General features: G+C 66.7%; 14 protein-coding genes and 1 pseudogene. 11 read left to right on the top strand and 4 right to left on the bottom strand.

All coding sequences use genetic code 11. The features are described from left to right. Nucleotides 1-49: 49 nt before the first annotated feature. Nucleotides 50-487: a CoA-binding protein gene (locus tag L0M17_RS18705; protein ID WP_241055892.1), complete on the top strand. Its 438-nt coding sequence runs from the start codon at nucleotides 50-52 to the stop codon at nucleotides 485-487. 18 nt (nucleotides 488-505) lie between these two features. Further along, nucleotides 506-904 carry an MmcQ/YjbR family DNA-binding protein gene (locus L0M17_RS18700; protein ID WP_241055891.1) on the top strand — a complete coding sequence of 133 codons (399 nt, stop codon included), beginning with the start codon at nucleotides 506-508 and terminating at the stop codon, nucleotides 902-904. A gap of 207 nt (nucleotides 905-1111) precedes the next feature. Here L0M17_RS18700 and L0M17_RS18695 read toward each other — a convergent pair whose 3' ends face one another. Further along, nucleotides 1112-2512, bottom strand: a complete 1401-nt coding sequence (locus L0M17_RS18695) for an NAD-dependent succinate-semialdehyde dehydrogenase (RefSeq protein WP_241055890.1) — start codon at nucleotides 2510-2512, stop codon at nucleotides 1112-1114. A 44-nt stretch (nucleotides 2513-2556) separates the two neighbouring features. Further along, nucleotides 2557-3645, bottom strand: a complete 1089-nt coding sequence (locus L0M17_RS18690) for a LacI family DNA-binding transcriptional regulator (protein ID WP_241055889.1) — start codon at nucleotides 3643-3645, stop codon at nucleotides 2557-2559. A 133-nt stretch (nucleotides 3646-3778) separates the two neighbouring features. On the opposite strand from L0M17_RS18690, the gene L0M17_RS18685 reads away from it, so the two are divergent. The 6 genes from L0M17_RS18685 to L0M17_RS18660 all read left to right on the top strand — a co-directional run bounded on the left by L0M17_RS18685 (nucleotide 3779) and on the right by L0M17_RS18660 (nucleotide 9652). Then, on the top strand, nucleotides 3779-4609 hold the full coding sequence (locus L0M17_RS18685) for an ABC transporter substrate-binding protein (protein ID WP_241055888.1): 831 nt from the start codon (nucleotides 3779-3781) through the stop codon (nucleotides 4607-4609). A gap of 19 nt (nucleotides 4610-4628) precedes the next feature. Then, nucleotides 4629-5411: an amino acid ABC transporter permease gene (locus L0M17_RS18680; RefSeq protein ID WP_241055887.1), complete on the top strand. Its 783-nt coding sequence runs from the start codon at nucleotides 4629-4631 to the stop codon at nucleotides 5409-5411. Nucleotides 5412-5458: 47 nt separating this feature from the next. Then, a complete protein-coding gene (locus L0M17_RS18675) occupies nucleotides 5459-6244 on the top strand; it encodes an amino acid ABC transporter ATP-binding protein (protein WP_241055886.1) in 786 nt (261 codons plus the stop codon). Further along, nucleotides 6244-7323: a Gfo/Idh/MocA family protein gene (locus L0M17_RS18670; protein ID WP_241055885.1), complete on the top strand. Its 1080-nt coding sequence runs from the start codon at nucleotides 6244-6246 to the stop codon at nucleotides 7321-7323. Before L0M17_RS18675 ends, L0M17_RS18670 begins: the two co-directional genes overlap by 1 nt. 23 nt (nucleotides 7324-7346) lie before the next feature. Next, nucleotides 7347-8462 carry an NAD(P)/FAD-dependent oxidoreductase gene (locus tag L0M17_RS18665; RefSeq protein WP_241055884.1) on the top strand — a complete coding sequence of 372 codons (1116 nt, stop codon included), beginning with the start codon at nucleotides 7347-7349 and terminating at the stop codon, nucleotides 8460-8462. A 185-nt stretch (nucleotides 8463-8647) separates the two neighbouring features. Next, a complete protein-coding gene (locus L0M17_RS18660; protein WP_241055883.1) occupies nucleotides 8648-9652 on the top strand; it encodes an aldo/keto reductase family protein in 1005 nt (334 codons plus the stop codon). A 173-nt stretch (nucleotides 9653-9825) separates the two neighbouring features. Here the strand turns inward: L0M17_RS18660 and L0M17_RS18655 are convergent. Then, nucleotides 9826-10918: pseudogene (locus L0M17_RS18655) on the bottom strand (type I restriction endonuclease). A 680-nt stretch (nucleotides 10919-11598) separates the two neighbouring features. Between L0M17_RS18655 and L0M17_RS18650 the strand changes: the two are divergent. After that, nucleotides 11599-12630, top strand: a complete 1032-nt coding sequence (locus L0M17_RS18650) for a zinc-dependent alcohol dehydrogenase (RefSeq protein ID WP_241055882.1) — start codon at nucleotides 11599-11601, stop codon at nucleotides 12628-12630. 22 nt (nucleotides 12631-12652) lie between these two features. Here the strand turns inward: L0M17_RS18650 and L0M17_RS18645 are convergent, their stop codons facing one another. After that, complete coding sequence (locus L0M17_RS18645) at nucleotides 12653-13507, bottom strand: GntR family transcriptional regulator (protein ID WP_241055881.1); 855 nt, start codon at nucleotides 13505-13507, stop codon at nucleotides 12653-12655. Nucleotides 13508-13653: 146 nt separating this feature from the next. Here L0M17_RS18645 and L0M17_RS18640 point away from each other — a divergent pair, with 146 nt between their 5' ends. Next, the gene (locus tag L0M17_RS18640; RefSeq protein ID WP_241055880.1) at nucleotides 13654-14919 is read left to right on the top strand and encodes a RuBisCO large subunit C-terminal-like domain-containing protein; all 1266 of its coding nucleotides are present in this window, start codon (nucleotides 13654-13656) and stop codon (nucleotides 14917-14919) included. A 1-nt stretch (nucleotide 14920) separates the two neighbouring features. Next, entirely contained in the window at nucleotides 14921-16219 is a 1299-nt protein-coding gene (locus L0M17_RS18635; RefSeq protein WP_241055879.1) for a four-carbon acid sugar kinase family protein, read from the top strand. The last annotated feature ends 40 nt before the right edge of the window (nucleotides 16220-16259 follow it).

Below are 16259 nucleotides of genomic sequence, written 5' to 3'. Positions count from 1 at the left end.
GGCTCCCAGCGGCCACGCCGCCGTCGGCGTACCGGCGTAGAGTGGGTTTATGGGACATGTCAACGATCCCGCCGTCATCGAACGCCTCATGGATACGCCCGGCCGTTGGGCCGTCGTCGGACTCACCCAGAACCAATGGCGCGCGGCCTACTCGGTAGCCGAGTTCCTTCGCGATGACCTCGGCCAGCAGATCATCCCCGTGAACCTCCGCGGCGAGGAAGTCCACGGTGAGAAGGGCTACGCGAAGCTCGCCGACATCCCCGCGGAACTGCAGCCGATCGACGTCGTCGACTGCTTTGTGAACTCACAGCGCGTCGGGGACGTTGTCGATCAGGCGATCGCCGTGGGGGCCAAAGCAGTGTGGCTCCAACTCGGGGTGATCGATGAGGCCGCCGCCGCGCGCGCGAAGGCCGCCGGGCTCGACGTCGTCATGAATGCCTGCCCCGCCCAGGAAGTCTGGCGCCGGACCCGCGGTCATCGCGCCTGACGCCGCTACGCTGGGGCAATGGACGCCGAAGCTGTGAGAGGGCTCTGCCTGTCGTTCCCAGGGGCGTACGAGGACTACCCGTTCGGCCCGGAGATCGCTGTGTACAAGGTGCGCTCGCCGGCCTCGGCGGGCTCCGCCGTCGAGGGCAAGATGTTCGCCGCGATGCGGGCCGACGCCGAGCCGCTCTCGATCTCGCTCAAGTGCGAGCCTGCCCTCGCCATCCAGCTGCGGGCCGTGCATCCCGAGATCACGGGGGCGTGGCATATGAACAAGAAGCACTGGAACAGCGTGAGGCTCGACGGTGATCTGGGCGACGAAGCGGTCCGGGACATGGTCGAGGACTCGTACGATCTCGTCGTCGCATCGCTTCCCAGAGGGCAGCGCGAGGCGCTGGGTTGGGCAGGGCTCGCTCGGTGAGGCTTTCGGGCTGACTTCCGGCGGTTAGGGCGAGCTTCTCGCGGGTTCGGCTGATTTCCGCCGATTAGCTTCAGGTCCGCCGGTTGGCCTCAGGTCCGCCGGGGGCAACCCCCTCCTTCCCGGCGGAGCCCCTTCCCCGATACGTGCCGTCGTCGTGCGCCGACCATCGGCCACCCCAGCTGGCCACTCCAGTTGGCAGGGCACCCTTTAGTCGGCGGTGTAGAGGAGGCGTTTGTTGACGAATTCCTCCATGCCGAGGGGGCCGAGTTCGCGGCCGAAGCCGGAGCGCTTGACGCCGCCGAAGGGGATCTCGGGGCCCTCTCCGGCTGGGGTATTGACGTTTGCCATGCCGACGTCGAGTCGTTGGGCGAGGCGGGTCGCGCGGTCGGGGTCGGTGGAGAAGACGGCGCCGCCGAGGCCGTAGGGGGTGTCGTTGGCGAGGCGCAGGGCTTCGTCGTCGTCGGCGGCTTTGTAGACGACCGCGACGGGGCCGAAGAGCTCTTCATGGTAGGCGCGCATGGCAGGGGTGATGCCGGTGAGGACCGTGGGGGAGTAGTAGGCGGTGCCGTCCTGGGCGAGGTGACCGCCGGCGTGCAGGGTCGCGCCCTTCTCCACCGCGTCGCGGACCTGCTCGGCGAGGGTCTCGGCGGCGGCTCGGGAGGAGAGCGGGGCGTAGGTGCCTTCTTCCTCGTTGGCGGGGTCCCCGGGTGCGAGGTTCTGGGCGCGGGCGGTGAGCTGGGCGACGAAATCCTCGAAGAGGGGTTCGGCCACGATCATGCGCTTGTTGGAGTTGCAGGCCTGGCCGGTGTTCTCCATGCGGGTCTCCCAGGCGGTGTCGGCGATTTCCCGGGGGTCCTGGGCGTCGAGGACGACGAAGGGGTCGGAGCCGCCGAGTTCGAGGACGGCTTTCTTGAGGTTCTTGCCCGCGAGTTCGCCGATGATTGCCCCGGCGCGTTCTGAACCGGTGAGGGAGACGCCCTGGATGCGGGGGTCGGCGATGACGGTGGCGACCTGGGCGTGGCTGGCGAAGAGGTTGGTGTAGGCGCCTTCGGGGACGCCGGCGTCTCTGAGGAGGTCATGGATGGCGAGGGCGGAGCGGGGGCAGGTTTCGGCGTGCTTGAGGATGATGGTGTTGCCGAGCATGAGGTTGGGGGCAGCGAACCGGGCGACCTGGTAGTAGGGGTAGTTCCAGGGCATGATGCCCAGGAGGGGGCCGATGGGGAGCTTCTGGATGCGGGCGCGGCCGCCGGAGAGGGTCTTGATCTCCTGGTCTGCGGCCAGGTGGGGGCCTTCCGTGGCGAAGTAGCGGAAGATGTCGGCCGCGAACTCGGCTTCGGCCTTGGCTTGCGAGAGGGGCTTGCCCATCTCTGTGGTGATGATGCGGGCGAGGTCCTCGGCGCGTTCCGCGAACAGGTCCGCGGCCCGGGCCAGGACCTTCCCGCGCTCTTCGATCGGGACGTCGCGCCAGGTCTGGTACGCCGCCGTGGCCGCGGCGAGCGCGGCCTCGACCTCGTCGTCGGACGCGGTCGGAAAGGACTCGACCAGCTCACCCGTCGCCGGATTCAGGACTCGATAGCCGGGCTCAGCTGCGTTGCTGTTCGTGGTCACGGGCTCGCTCCTCGTGGGTCGTGGCGTCGTTGCTCTACGATCTATCAGCTTTGGGGGATTCTGTCAGCAGCGGGTGACGGTGCGCCGACCGAGGCTCGCTCGATGAGGTTGGCTCTGAGCGGCAGCTGTTCCGCGGGGACTCGGTGGCCGAGTCTGCGCAGAAGTGCGCGCGCCGCCTCGCGCCCCATGTCATAGACCGGCTGAGCCACGACCGTGAGGGGCGGTTCAATGAGCTCGGTCCAAGGGAAATCGTCGTAGGCCACAACAGAGATGTCGTCCGGGATGCGGAGCCCTCGGCGCTTGATCTGTCCGAGCACGCCGAGGGCGATGAGGCTGTCCGAACAGACGACGGCGGTCGCAGGGTCTGGGCGATCGAGCAGCTCTGCGCACGCGCTGGCGAGGGCATCGTCCGAGGTGGCGTTGAGCTTCACGAGTGCCGGGTCCCACTCCGCGCCTGCCTCCCTGAAGGCCCGTTCGATCCCCTCCACGCGGTCGGCGACGGGGGATAAGCCCAGGTCCATCCCATGGGCGTAGGCGGCCCGCGCGCGCTGGCTTGATACGTACCCGATGCGGCGGTGGCCCGCGTCGAGGAGGAGCCGCCCGACCCGGAGGGCCGCATGCTCGAAGTCGACACGGACCGTGTCGAGGGCCAGGTCATGGATACCGCGGTCAAAGAGGACGACGGCGCGGCCGCCGGCCTGCGCAGCTTCAAGATGGGAGGTCTCGGTGCTCGAGCAGGGGGCGACGATGAGGCCGGCGACGCGCTGTTGGAGCAGCTCCTGAACCGCGGCGGCCTCGGCTGCCAAGTCCTCGTCCGTGTTCACGAGGACGACCGTGTAGCCGGCGCCGCGGACCTCGTCAGAGATTCCGCGGAGTGCGAGGCCGAAGTGGGCATTCTCGATGTCTCCCACGACGACCCCGATCGAGTTCGAGCGGCCAGTGTTCATGCTCTTCGCGAGCTGGTTCGGCCGGTAGCCGAGCTGCTCCGCAGCCGCTACCACGAGGGAGAGAACTTGCTCGCTGACCGCCCCGTAGCCGCCGAGCGCCCGCGCGGCTTGGGCCTTGGACACCCCGGCCGCGCGCGCCACATCGGCAACCGTGGCCTCCTTGGTTGGCGGCTCGCGCTTCGTCATCTGCCCATCCGATCCGAGAAAAGAGATTGACGCCACACCGTGACGTAAGTACAGTCACATCATCCCGCAAACAGAGACCGGTCTCAACTGACCTACTGAGACCGGTCTCACAAAGAGAAACGGACCGACCTTCATGAAAAGCATCAAGACAGCGGCGCTCGCGGCGGCCGCAGCACTGGCCCTCTCGTTGACCGCGTGCGGCGGGGCGAGCAGCGCGTCGTCGACCGCTTCTGCCGGCAACCCCTATGGCCTGATCACTCCGGGGCAGTTCAGGGTGGCGAGCGTCGGGGATTCAAAGCCCTACACGTTCACCGACGCCTCGGGGAAGTTCACCGGGTTCGACGTTGAGCTCTTCACCGACGTCGCGCACCGCATGGGCATCAACGACGTAGTCTTCACCGGGCAGGACTTCTCGGCGATCCTCCCCGCAGTGGCGAACGGCCAGTTCGACGTGGGAGCAGCCGCAATCGGCATCACGCCCCAACGCCAGCAGACCGTCGACTTCTCCGACGGCTACCTCGCCGGCTACTTGACGGTCCTCACGGCAAAGATGTCGTCGGTCACGAACACGGACAGCCTCAAGGGCAAGCGTCTCGGCGTCGTGCAGGGCACGCTGCAGGAGACGTACGCGATGAAGAACTTCCCCGAAGCCAACCTCGTCCGGTTCCCCGACAACAATTCCGCGGTGGCGGCGCTCAACTCCGGCACGATCGACGCGCACTTCCTCGACTACGAGGCCGCCAAGGACTACGTCTCGAAGTTCGGCCTCAAGGACGCCGTGGACATCCCCTCGTTCGACGCGCCCGCGGGTTTCGCCATCGCCAAGAACAAGCCCGCGCTCAAGGATGCAATCAACAAGGCGCTCAAGGCTGCGATGGCAGACGGCACGTGGAAGCGCCTCTACCAGAAGTGGTTCCCGGGCTCGCCCATGCCGAAGCAGTACCTGCCGGCCTCCGACCAGTAAGCACGCGGAAGGCATCACGATGGATCAGCTCGACAACCTCCTCAAGACCTTCTTCGACTTCCAAGCGATGGGAGACGTCCTGCCTCAGCTGCTGCAGGTCGGACTCAAGAACACCCTCGTCATCTCGGTCTCCGCGACGGTGATTGGCTGTGTGGTCGGCATGGTCGTGGCCCTCATGGGCATCTCCCCTGTCGGCTGGCTGCGGTGGCCGGCCCGGATCTACACAGACCTCTTCCGTGGCCTCCCGGCCATCCTCACGATCCTGTTGATCGGCCAGGGGTTCGCCCGGCTGAGCCAGCAGATCTTCGGCCCGAGCCCCTATCCCCTCGGGATCATCGCGCTGAGCCTGATCTCAAGCGCCTACATCGGGGAGATCTTCCGAGCCGGCATCCAAGCCGTGGACCGAGGCCAGCTCGAGGCCTGCCGCGCCCTCGGGATGGGCTACGGTCGGGCGATGCGCCTCGTCGTCATTCCGCAGGGAATTCGGCGCGTTCTCCCGGCGCTCGTGAACCAGTTCATCGCGATCGTGAAGGATTCGAGCCTGGTCTACTTCCTCGGCCTGCTCGTCTCAGAGCGCGAGCTCTTCCGCGTCGGCCAGGACGCCGCCGTCCTGAGCGGGAACCTCTCGCCGCTTGTCCTCGCGGGCCTGTTCTACCTCGTCATCACCGTCCCTCTCACGCACCTCGTCAACTACTTCGACCAGCGGTTCCGCACAGGACGCCGAAAGGCCGCTCCGCCGGTATCCGGGCTCCGCGAGGTCGCAGAGCTCGACCCGGTCCGCACAGTCGCGGAGAACACCTGACCATGACCACCCCCACGGAGACCCGTCGACGGACCAGGGACAGAACCATGCACACTGAATCATCACCATCAGCCGCGGCCACAACGACTGCCCCGGCGCCTGCCTACACGGGGGCCGGGCTCGAACTCAAGGACCTCACTCTCGCCTACGGCGATGTCGAGGTCGTCCGGGATATCAGCCTGCGCGTCGACCCCGGGACAACCACCTGCATCATCGGGCCTTCTGGCTCGGGCAAGTCAACCCTTCTGCGCGGCATCAACCGGCTGCACGAGCCGAAGTCGGGGGACGTCATCCTCGACGGTGCCTCGACCCTCGGGAAGCACCCGGACCAGCTTCGCCGCAAGATCGGAATGGTCTTCCAGCACTTCAACCTCTTCCCCGACCACACGGCACTCGAGAACGTGGCCCTCTCCCCGTGGAAGGTCAAGCGGCTCCCGAAGAAGACGGCGTTCGAGCTCGCCCGAGCCCGGCTTGCCGAGGTCGGCCTGCGGGAGCGCGCCGACCACAAGCCCCGAGACCTCTCCGGGGGCCAGCAGCAGCGTGTCGCTATCGCACGCGCCCTCGCGATGGAACCGCAGGTCATGCTCTTCGACGAGGCGACCTCTGCGCTCGATCCCGAACTCGTCAACGGGGTGCTCAACCTCATGGCGAGCCTCAGCGGGCGCGGCATGACGATGGTCGTGGTCACCCACGAGATGGGCTTCGCCCGACGCGCTGCCAATCAGGTCGTGTTCATGGACGAGGGCCAGATCGTCGAGACCGGCACCCCAGAGGACATCTTCGACCGTCCGCAGTCGACCCGCCTCCAGCGCTTCCTCTCCGAGGTGCTGTGATGGTTCTTCGCAATGCCCGGATCACCATCAAGACGGTGATCGTCGGCTTCGGCGTCTCGGGCGGTGTGTTCCACGGCCCGCTCCTCGGCGCGAACCCGGCGTACTCTGTGGACGCGATCGTGACCGGCAATCCGGCGAGGATCGCAGCCGCACGCAGTCGCTTCCCCGAGGCCTTGATCGTGGCGGACTACGCAAGGCTTCTCGAGCTTGTCGACGACGGCACTCTCGAACTCGACCTCGTGGTGCTCGGCACACCGCCCGCGCTCCACCGCGACCAGGCGCTCGCCGCCGTCGAACGCGGACTCCACGTCGTCGTCGACAAGCCCTTCGCGCCCTCGGTTCAGGACGCCCAGGCGATGATCGCCGCCGCGGCGGACGCCGGAGTCCTCCTGACCGTCTTCCAGAACCGGCGGTGGGACGGGGACTTCCTGACGGTCGCCGACCTGGTTGGGTCGGGGCGGCTTGGCGAGATCCGCACGTTCGAGTCCCGCTTCGAATGGTGGCGCCCAGAGGGCTTCGGCAACTGGCGCGACGCCGCCCGGGCCGACGACGGCGGGGGCCTCCTGACGGACCTCGGCAGCCACCTCATCGACCAGGCGGTCCAGCTCTTCGGCCCCGTCGAGGAGGCGAGGGCAACCCTCCGGCGGCACAGCGACGGCCCCGGCGCGGACGAGGACAGCTTCGCGGAACTGCAGCACGCCTCCGGGGTGGTGAGCCGGCTCTGGATGAACGGCCTCGCACCGGCACTCGGGCCGAGGTTCCACATCCTGGGCAGCCGGGCAGGTTTCACGTCGTGGGGCCTCGACGGCCAAGAGCCGGCCCTCGCTGCAGGCGCCGACCCCTCCAAGCCCGGCTACGGCGCCGTCCCAACCCGCCAGCCCGCCAGGCTCTCCGACGGTAGTTCCGGCGTCGACGTCGGCCTTCGGCCCGGCGACTACCCCGCCTTCTACCGCCTTCTGGCCGATGCGCTGCACCGGGACAGCCCCGTCCCGGTCGAGCCTGCCGATGCTCTCGAGACCCTGCGGATCATCCGCCAACTGCACGCGACGACCCCGATCCGCTCGCTCGCACACATCTGAAAAACGACACCAGAGGAAGAACCATGAATCAGAACCCGCGTCACGTCGCCGTCATCGGCGGCGGCGCCATCGGAGTCTCCACCGCCGTCCACCTGCTCCGCTCCGGTGCCGACGTCACCCTCGTCACCGAAGGCGAACTGGCCTCCGGCGCCTCAGGCCGCTCGCTGTCCTGGCTCAACTCCGCCGGCTCAAGGAGCCGTGAGTACCATGCGCTGCGCATGGCGGGCATTGACCGCTACCGCAGCCTCTTTGCCCAGGATCCGTCCCGAGAGTGGCTTCAGTTCGGCGGCGGCGTGTACTGGGACAACGACGCTGCCTCGGCGGTCGCCCGGCACGAGTACGAAGTATCGCACGCCTACGATTCCCACCTCGTCGGGCCCGAGTCAATCGCATCCTTCACCCCCGGCCTCAACGCGGCTGCGCTTGCCGAGACTTCGGTCTTCAACCCAGGTGAAGGATGGGTCAGCCTTCCGCATCTCATCGAGCACCTCATCGTGGAATTCACGCAGCGAGGGGGGACCCTGAAGACCAACGCGGGCGCGGCGCGGGTCGAGGTCGACGACGACGGGCGTGCGGCCGCCGTCGTCACCCCTGCCTTCGGTGCCATCGCAGTCGACGCCGTCGTCGTCGCCTGCGGTCCTCACACGCCGGACGTCGTCGCTCCGCTCGGCGTGCACATCGGCAATGCCTCTCCGGTCTCGATGCTCGTGGTGACCGAGCCGCTCGACCATGACGTCCGGGCCGTCCTCAACACGCCCCGGGCCGCGGTCCGGCCGAATCCGGGGCAGACCATCGCGATCGACCATGACTGGTACGAGGAGCACATCGTGCGGGACGCTTCAGGTCAGTACTCGATCCCCGAGCCGGTCGTCGAGGAGCTCCTCGGAGAGGCTTCTCGACTGCTCAAGGGAACGCCCCGTCTCAAGGCCAACTCCTGGAAGATCGGCCTCAAGCCGATCCCAGGCGATGGAGAGCCCGTGTTCGGGGAGCTCGAGAAGGTCCCGGGGTGCTACGTGGCCTTCACCCATTCGGGTGCGACCCTTGCGCTGATCGCTGGCGAGCTGATTTCGTACGAGGTCTCGAGGGGCGAGCGTCATCCGATGCTGGAGACGTTCCGGCCGGAGCGGTTCGAGGGCTGAAACGACTCGAGGAGCCTTGATCGAGCCGGGACACCGCCCTATAGTTCAGAAGGTGTACTAATTCGGCCTCCTCGCACTCAGGGTGTGAGAGATGCCTGCTGGGACCGGGCGGCACCGGTCGCCTCTGATGAAACCCTGCAGCGATCAATGACTCGTGCCACGCGGCTTTGACATAGGAGAAGACCATGGAATTCAGATATCTCGGCAACTCAGGTCTCAAGATCTCCGAAATCATCTACGGAAACTGGCTCACTCACGCGTCTCAGGTCGACGACGACACGGCGAGCAAGAGCATCCACGCGGCTCTCGACGCCGGCATCTCGAGCTTCGACACGGCCGACGCCTACGCCAACACCGCGGCGGAGGTTGTGCTGGGCGACGCCCTGAAGGGCGAGCGCCGGGAGAGCCTCGAGATCTTCACCAAGGTGTACTGGCCCACGGGCCCGGGCGGCAAGAACGACACCGGTCTCTCGCGCAAGCACATCATGGAGTCCATCAACGGCTCGCTGAAGCGGCTCGGCACCGACTACGTCGACCTGTACCAGGCGCACCGCTTCGACTATGAGACGCCGATCGAGGAGACGATGCAGGCTTTCGCCGACATCGTCCGCCAGGGCAAGGCGCTCTACATCGGCGTGAGCGAGTGGAACGCGGACCAGATCCGTGAGGGGCACAAGCTGGCTACGGAGCTGGGGTTCCAGCTCATCTCGAACCAGCCGCAGTACAACATGCTGTGGCGCGTCATCGAGCGGGAAGTCGTTCCCACCTGTGAAGAGCTCGGCCTCTCGCAGATCGTGTTCTCGCCGATCGCCCAGGGAATCCTCACCGGCAAGTACGTGCCGGGCCAGCCTGTGCCGGAGGGATCGCGCGCCACGGACGAGAAGGGTGGCAAGAACATGATCTCGCGGTGGATGCGAGACGACATCCTCACCGCCGTGCAGAACCTCAAGCCGATCGCCGAGGAGCTCGACCTCACCTTGGCGCAGCTCGCGGTGGCGTGGGTGCTGCAGAACCCCAACGTGGCCGCGGCCATCGTCGGGGCGAGCCGCCCCGAGCAGATCGCGTCGAACGCCGCGGCCGCTGGCGTCAAGCTCGAGGCCTCCGTGATGGCGAGGATCGACGAGGCCATCGGTTCCGTGGCCGAGACCGATCCGTCGCTTACCCAGTCGCCTGCGAGCCGGGTGGCCTGAACCGCCGCAAGGGACGCTTCTGGCCTCAGCCTTGGCGGGACTCGTGATTGCTTGAGGTCTTGCGAGCCCACCCCGCGTTGCTCATGCCTGGCAGCATCAGTTGCCAGGCATGAGCCGTCTGTGGCCCGCAGGATCTCACCCCTCAGTCTGAAGGGGCTGCTTGGCGGCCTTTGTTAGAGGTAGGAGCGAACAGTCGCCTTCAGGACCTCGGCGTGCTCGAAGATGTCTTCTGGCGAGGCGATCGGGATGCGGGTCTCGAGCTTGCCTCCGTCGAACAAGCCGATGTACTTCTGCGCCCTATTGAAGTGGAGGCGGGCGATCGGCTTGCGATTGTTGTCATCAAGCAGGACTGCGAAGTAGCTCTTCGCATCTCGCTGGGCCACCCTCGAGGGTTTCACCTCGCTGCACACAATGGCCCGGACGATCTGGTAGCCCTCGAGTTCCTCGAGAGTTGTCTCGATGGCGTCCGCTTGTTCCAAGTCCTTTTGCGCTACTGGTTCACTGGTGACTTGGGCAGTCGAAAGCGCCTCGCCCGCATGGGGGTAAGCGGGGACCGCCTAGGGCCGTCTTCAACCGCTCGTTCACCTGATCGTTCAGGAATTGTTTCGTAGCCTTCGCGACCAAGACTGTGAACTGTTCTCGCACCCGTTGCGTGAAAGCGCCTTCATAGACCCGCGAGGTGAAGAACCTCACCCAGTCGTCTTCAGGCTCTTTGAACTGGCCCGCGAGTATGCGCTTGATCAGCCCGATGTACTTGAGCTCCCCGGCAGCGTTGATGATCGAATCGAGATCGAAGACATCCTTGGAGAGTTTCTGCAGTTCGGGGATGAGGGTCTCATCGATGTCGTTCAAGTCCAGGACTAGGAATGGCTTGGCGTCCATACGATTGGGGGCATCAAGGTCGGTGAAGAACTGATACACCTCGCCGTTAGTCAGGATGGCGATTCGCGCGTTGGTGACGGCAAAGTACCGGAACAGTTGGGAGGCGTGCTCAATCCTGACCGGTTCCTTGGACTTTTTGCATTCGATCAGGATCTGGACCTCGCCTTTGTGGATGACGGCGTAGTCGACCTTCTCGCCCTTCTTGACGCCGACGTCGGCAGTGAATTCGGGGACGACCTCCATCGGGTTGAACACGTCGTAGCCGAGGATGGTCGATATGAACGGCATCACGAAGGCATTCTTCGTGGCTTCCTCGGTCTCGATCGAAGCGCGCTGCTGGCGCACCTTCGCCGCCAGAGCCATCAGTCTTTCCGCAAAGTCCATCCTTGCCCCCATTCAGTGTCGATGGGCCCAAGGATACCTTTCAGGCCCCCCAGCCACCCCCATCGCCCGCTGCTCACGACCGGAGGTGCGCCCCAGCGGTAGATCCGCGCACGATCAGTTCGCCCAGAAATCTCTCCACCCGGGGTGGCTCCGCCGATCTGGGCGTTGTCTGATGTGAGTCGGTCGACTCCCAGATGGTGCAGGCCCCGATTGACGAGCACGCACGGTGTGCCGCGGTCGACGATGCGCTGAATCGCTGCGCTGCTTGCGCCTGTCGCATTTGTGAACAGGACTCCGTCGACGATTCCGCTTCGGACGCCGGCCGTCGTTGCGGGGAGTGATGGGTCCCTTTCATTCCAGAGGACCAGATTTCGTCCCTGGCTCGGGCATTTTCCTCCAGGGCCTCCAGCAATTCCGGAAGGTATGGATTAGTGATATCCGAAGTTGCCCCGCCAACATTTCCGGTCCGATTCGTGGCGAATACTTTCGGGTCCGCTTTCGGGAAACGCGTCTCGAGCGTCCGCAGCGCCCGTTCGCGGATCCCCGGGCTGACGTGGGGACCCCCCGTCAGCACGCGCGACACTATACTCTGCGAGACGCCCGCGACCATTCCATGCTTGACTGACCCCTTCGAAGGGTTCTACGGTCGCTCAAGTTCAACTGTGAGAGGAGCCTCATCGATGAGGGCCATCAGATTCGACGCAACCCGTAGGGCAGATACCGTAGATATTCCGGAGCCCGAACTTCAGGCTGGGCAGGCAATTGTGCGGATTTCCTCTGCAGGAATTTGCGGATCCGATTTGAGTGCGCTAAATGGAAGCCATCCATTCCGGATCCCGCCGCTCATCTCGGGCCATGAGGGCGGGGGCACCATCGTGGCAGTCGACGACGAGGAGTCCGCTCTGCGCGTCGGAGACCACGTCGTGATCGAGCCCCAGCGCTCCTGCGGCGCATGCGAAGCGTGCGACGCCGGGCTCTCGCACCTGTGCGAACACAAGCTCATGCTGGGCATGAGCGAGTGGCCGGGCACCTTCGCCGAACTCGTCACGGTACCCACCGACAAGCTCTATCGCGTCTCCACTGCAGTCCCGACGGAGTACCTCGCTCTCGCGGAGCCACTCGCAGTCGCGATTCACGCCGTCCATCGCGTCGGGACAGGCCAGCCTCAGAAGGTCGCGGTGCTGGGCGGCGGGGCGATCGGCTCTCTGATCGTGCTCACGCTCGCGCACGAGGGAGTCGAGTTCATCGCCGCGACCGACATCCGCGAGAGCAACCGGGAGCTGTGCCTGGCCATGGGGGCCCAAGCAGTCGCAGATCCCGTGGCCGATGGTTGGAAGGAGTCTCTGCGCTCGAGCGCGGGAGGCTCTTTCGACGTCGTCTTCGTCGCCGCAGCAGTCGCCGGCATCGTCGACGACGCGAACGACCTCGTCCGGCAGCGCGGCACGATCGTCCAGGTCGGTCTCTTCGGTGCCCCCGTCACGTTTGACCTGAGTTCCTTCCAGCGGAACGAAAAGCACCTTCTCGGCTCGAACGTCTACGAGCCCGCCGACTTTGAAGCAGCCGTGCGGATGCTCGAGGCGGATCCAGAAGGCGTCGCGCGGATCGTGAACCGCCGCGCGACGCTTGAGCAGGCGACCGAATACCTCAACGCCCGCATGGACGGCCACGTCGACGACACGGTCAAGATGCTCCTCTTCCCGAACCAATCCTGACCCGAGCGGAACGACGGCCGCGCTAACGGCTGTTGTTGCCGAGCGAGGCCAGTTCCGATTCGAGCTGCTGTGCCAGCGCGCGTAGACGCTGGATCCGGTCCGGGGCCAAGGCCGTGCCCGGCATCGTGACCTGAGCGTCGACGTCGAAGACAGTGTCGGGGCCGTGCCACACGTTAAACCATTCGAGGCCCTGGCCGAGGACGTCTCGCGTCACGCCCTGCAGCAGAAGTAAGGGCTCGCCGACAGCTGTGTTGAGCTTGTGCGCCAAGCCTGCATCTGCGGCGACGGCCTGGACCTGCCTCGGGCCCCCTTCGGGGCGGTATCCGTGCTCTCGCATGAGGGCGAGCAGCGAGGCATCTTCCAGCAGTTCTGGAGTGAGATGGGGGAAGAGATCCCGTGGCACCCAGGTCCGCATGAAGGCCACGGGGACCTGCTCGAGGTAGCGAACGCGTTCGATTGCCCAGGCCCTGGGAGTTCCCAATGCTTCGGCCGCTGTGGGGGGCGCAGTGACGGGTTCGACGGCGATGACGTGCGTGCGCAGGCGCTGGCCGTGCGCGGCGGCCTGCTCGTCGAGTCCTCCGGCGCGCTGGAGCTGCCGATGGAGGACGGGCGCGGCAGCCACGACGCTGCCGCGCCCGCGCTGCCGACGGATCAGCCCGAGGTCAGCCAGGCCAGCGAGGGCTTGGCGTACGACACTGCGGGAGACCCCGAACTGCCGCTGGAGTTCCTCCTCGGTGGGCAGGGAGGATCCCGGGGGCAGGGGGAGGTCGGTGATCTGCCGGCGGAGGAGGTCCCGGATCTGGGCGTGGAGCGGGATTCCGCCGTCGCGGCTGAGGCGTGGCAAGGGCTCTTGAGGATCCACATCTTCTGGTCCCACGCCCACGCTGACTCCTTGCCGTTCGCTGCCCCTGGACCGCGCCGCTGTCGCACCGCGCTTGACCTATGATGCAGCAGATTCTAATGTACGTACTAATTGTACGTACTAACTTCCAAGGGGATAGACCCCTTCCGAACGGAGAGTCCATGCGCGATCCGCGCACCGTGCGCTGCACCTTCTACCTTGAGTCCGAGATCGATCCCGAGAAGGCGGCGGCCATTCTCGCCGGCGAGCAGTCCAGCGGCACCTTCCTCCCCGTGCCCGGCGAATCCGCGCGGATCCGCGAGCGGCACGCGGCACACGTTGTCGAGGTCCGGGAGCTGGGCGCCTCTCGGCCCTCGCTACCTTCCCGCGGGAACCCCGAAAAGGTGCGCGCCGCACTCGTCACCGTTGATTTCCCCATGGAGAACATCGGCACCGACATAGCCACCCTGCAGACCGCGATCGCCGGCAACCTCTTCGAATTGGGGGAGCTCTATGCCTGCCGGCTGCAGGAACTGGTCCTGCCGGAAGACTTCGTCGCCGCCCACCCCGGCCCTGCGTTCGGGATCGAGGGGACGCGCAAGCTCCTCGGGGATGCTCAGGGCGTCATGGTCGGGACCATCATCAAGCCGAACGTCGGGCTCTCGGAGGAGGAATTCCGGCTCGTTGTCCGTGACCTGGCCCTCGCCTCGATCGACCTGATCAAGGACGACGAGTTGATGACCGACCCCGAGTACCTCCCGCTCGAGCGCCGCGTCGCGGTCGCCACCGAAGAGATCCGGGCGGCAGAACAGGTCACCGGCCATCCCACGATGTACGCCTTCAACATCACTGGCGACCTCGCGGGGCTGCGGAAGCGCCACGACCTCGTTGTCGAGGCCGGGGGCAGGTGCGTGATGCTGAACATCCCGATCATGGGACTGCCCGCCTTGGCCTTGCTCAGGACGTTCTCCGAGGTGCCGATCCACGGCCATCGCGCGGGCCTTGCGGCATCGATGCGGTCCAAGGCCCTCGGCGTGGACTACCGAGTGTGGCAGCAGCTGGCACGCCTGGCCGGCGCCGACCAGCTGCACGCGAGCGGGTTGGGCAGCAAGTTCTATGAACCGGACGAGGAGGTCGCGGCCAACATCCGCAGCCTGCTGAAGCCACTCGGCGAAACCGCAACCCCTCTTCCGGTCCTGTCCTCCGGGCAGAACGTCACCACGCCCGGCCCCACATTCGAAGCGGTCGGTTCGACCGATCTGATGATGCTGGCCGGCGGGGCCGTCGCGGCGCACCCCGCCGGGCCCGCCGCCGGGGTGCGGAGCCTGCGTCAGGCCTGGGAGGCGGCCGTGGAGGGTGCCCCCTTGGAAGCGGTCGCACGGCAGAAGGCCCAGAACGGGGACGAGGCGCTTCTGCTCGCCGTCCAGAAATTCGGGAAGGGCGCCTAGCGTGCCAGCCTTCGCCTTCGTCGCGGACGACCTCACCGGCGCCGCGGACGTCCTCGCGCAGGCCCACCGCTACGGTCTCGAAGCCGCGCTCGCCATAGGCGACGCGCCCCTGCCGGCCGATGCCGACGTCGTCGGCCTTGCCGGGCCGGCCCGCTCTCTGGCCGGGGACGCCTTCGACGAGCTCGTGCGCAGGGATCTCGCGCGCGTTGCAGCGCTCAACCCGGAAGTGCTGCTGTACAAGGTCTGCTCGACGTTCGACAGTTCGGTCACGATCGGCAGCATCGGCCGCGGGATCCAGCTGTTGCACGAGCGCTTCGGGCACCACGGCGCGATCCCGGTCGTGCCTGCCCAACCGGGCTTCGGCCGCTACACCGCCTTCAGCAACCACTACGCGGCCTACGGCGGCGAGATCCACCGTCTGGATCGCCACCCGATCATGTCCAGGCACCCCTCGACGCCTATGACGGAGGCCGACCTCCGGCGGGTCCTGGCCGAGCAGCTCGGCACGGAGCGGTTGCCTGGGGCGATCCACCTTCCCGCGTACGACGACGGGACGTTCAGGGACGCTTGGGCCGCACGGCGGGCGGAGCCCAAGGCAGAGGCCTTCGTCGTCGACGCCGTCCGCGAAGAGCATCTCGACGCCGTGGCCGAGGCACTCAGGCGCGAGGCGCACGGCCGCGGGCCATCCGTCGTCGTCGGCTCGGGCGGGATCATGGCAGCTCTGGCGCGCTCTATCTCGGAGGAGGCCCTGAGCGCGCCCGCACCCCAGGAGGCTGCGGGCCCGGTGCTCGCCGTGAGCGCGTCGGCGTCGAGCACGACGGCGAGCCAGATCGAGGACGCGATCGCCCACGGCTGGGCGGATGTGCCGGTGCCCGTCGAACTCCTGCGGCGCGCCGATTCCGCAGCCGTGGCAGAACTCGAGCACCGCGTGTCGGCGGCCCTGCGCATGGGGCGCAACGTCGTCGTCCATACCACCAGAGGTGCCAGCGATCCCCGCTTTGGAGCTACGGGACCTGCCGACGCGGCGCATGTGGGGGCACTGATCGGTGGCGTAGCAGCCCGAACGGCCGAGGCTGGCCTTACCCGGGACATCGCCGTCTGCGGCGGCGATACGTCCAGCCACGCCCTCATCGCGATGGGTGTGCGCCAACTACGGGTCTCGGAACAGTTCGTCACCGCGGGCCCGATCCTGCGCGCGGAAGCCTTGGGCGCAGTCGCCGAATGCCGCCTGCTCCTTAAAGGCGGGCAGGTCGGCCCACCGGACATCCTGCGCCGCTTCGCCGGCCAGCTCCAGGCCTGACCCCGGCCCTCAGTCACCATCAGGCAAATCAACGAAAGGT

Source organism: Sinomonas terrae (assembly GCF_022539255.1).
GTDB lineage: Bacteria > Actinomycetota > Actinomycetes > Actinomycetales > Micrococcaceae > Sinomonas > Sinomonas terrae.
This window is presented reverse-complemented; position numbering and strand designations above follow the sequence as displayed.

Coding starts and splice junctions, on each gene's coding strand:
- L0M17_RS18705 (WP_241055892.1), top strand. CDS start 50: ATGGGACATGTCAACGATCCCGCCGTCATCGAACGCCTCATGGATACG.
- L0M17_RS18700 (WP_241055891.1), top strand. CDS start 506: ATGGACGCCGAAGCTGTGAGAGGGCTCTGCCTGTCGTTCCCAGGGGCG.
- L0M17_RS18690 (WP_241055889.1), bottom strand. CDS start 3,645: ATGACGAAGCGCGAGCCGCCAACCAAGGAGGCCACGGTTGCCGATGTG.
- L0M17_RS18685 (WP_241055888.1), top strand. CDS start 3,779: ATGAAAAGCATCAAGACAGCGGCGCTCGCGGCGGCCGCAGCACTGGCC.
- L0M17_RS18680 (WP_241055887.1), top strand. CDS start 4,629: ATGGATCAGCTCGACAACCTCCTCAAGACCTTCTTCGACTTCCAAGCG.
- L0M17_RS18675 (WP_241055886.1), top strand. CDS start 5,459: ATGCACACTGAATCATCACCATCAGCCGCGGCCACAACGACTGCCCCG.
- L0M17_RS18670 (WP_241055885.1), top strand. CDS start 6,244: ATGGTTCTTCGCAATGCCCGGATCACCATCAAGACGGTGATCGTCGGC.
- L0M17_RS18665 (WP_241055884.1), top strand. CDS start 7,347: ATGAATCAGAACCCGCGTCACGTCGCCGTCATCGGCGGCGGCGCCATC.
- L0M17_RS18660 (WP_241055883.1), top strand. CDS start 8,648: ATGGAATTCAGATATCTCGGCAACTCAGGTCTCAAGATCTCCGAAATC.
- L0M17_RS18650 (WP_241055882.1), top strand. CDS start 11,599: ATGAGGGCCATCAGATTCGACGCAACCCGTAGGGCAGATACCGTAGAT.
- L0M17_RS18640 (WP_241055880.1), top strand. CDS start 13,654: ATGCGCGATCCGCGCACCGTGCGCTGCACCTTCTACCTTGAGTCCGAG.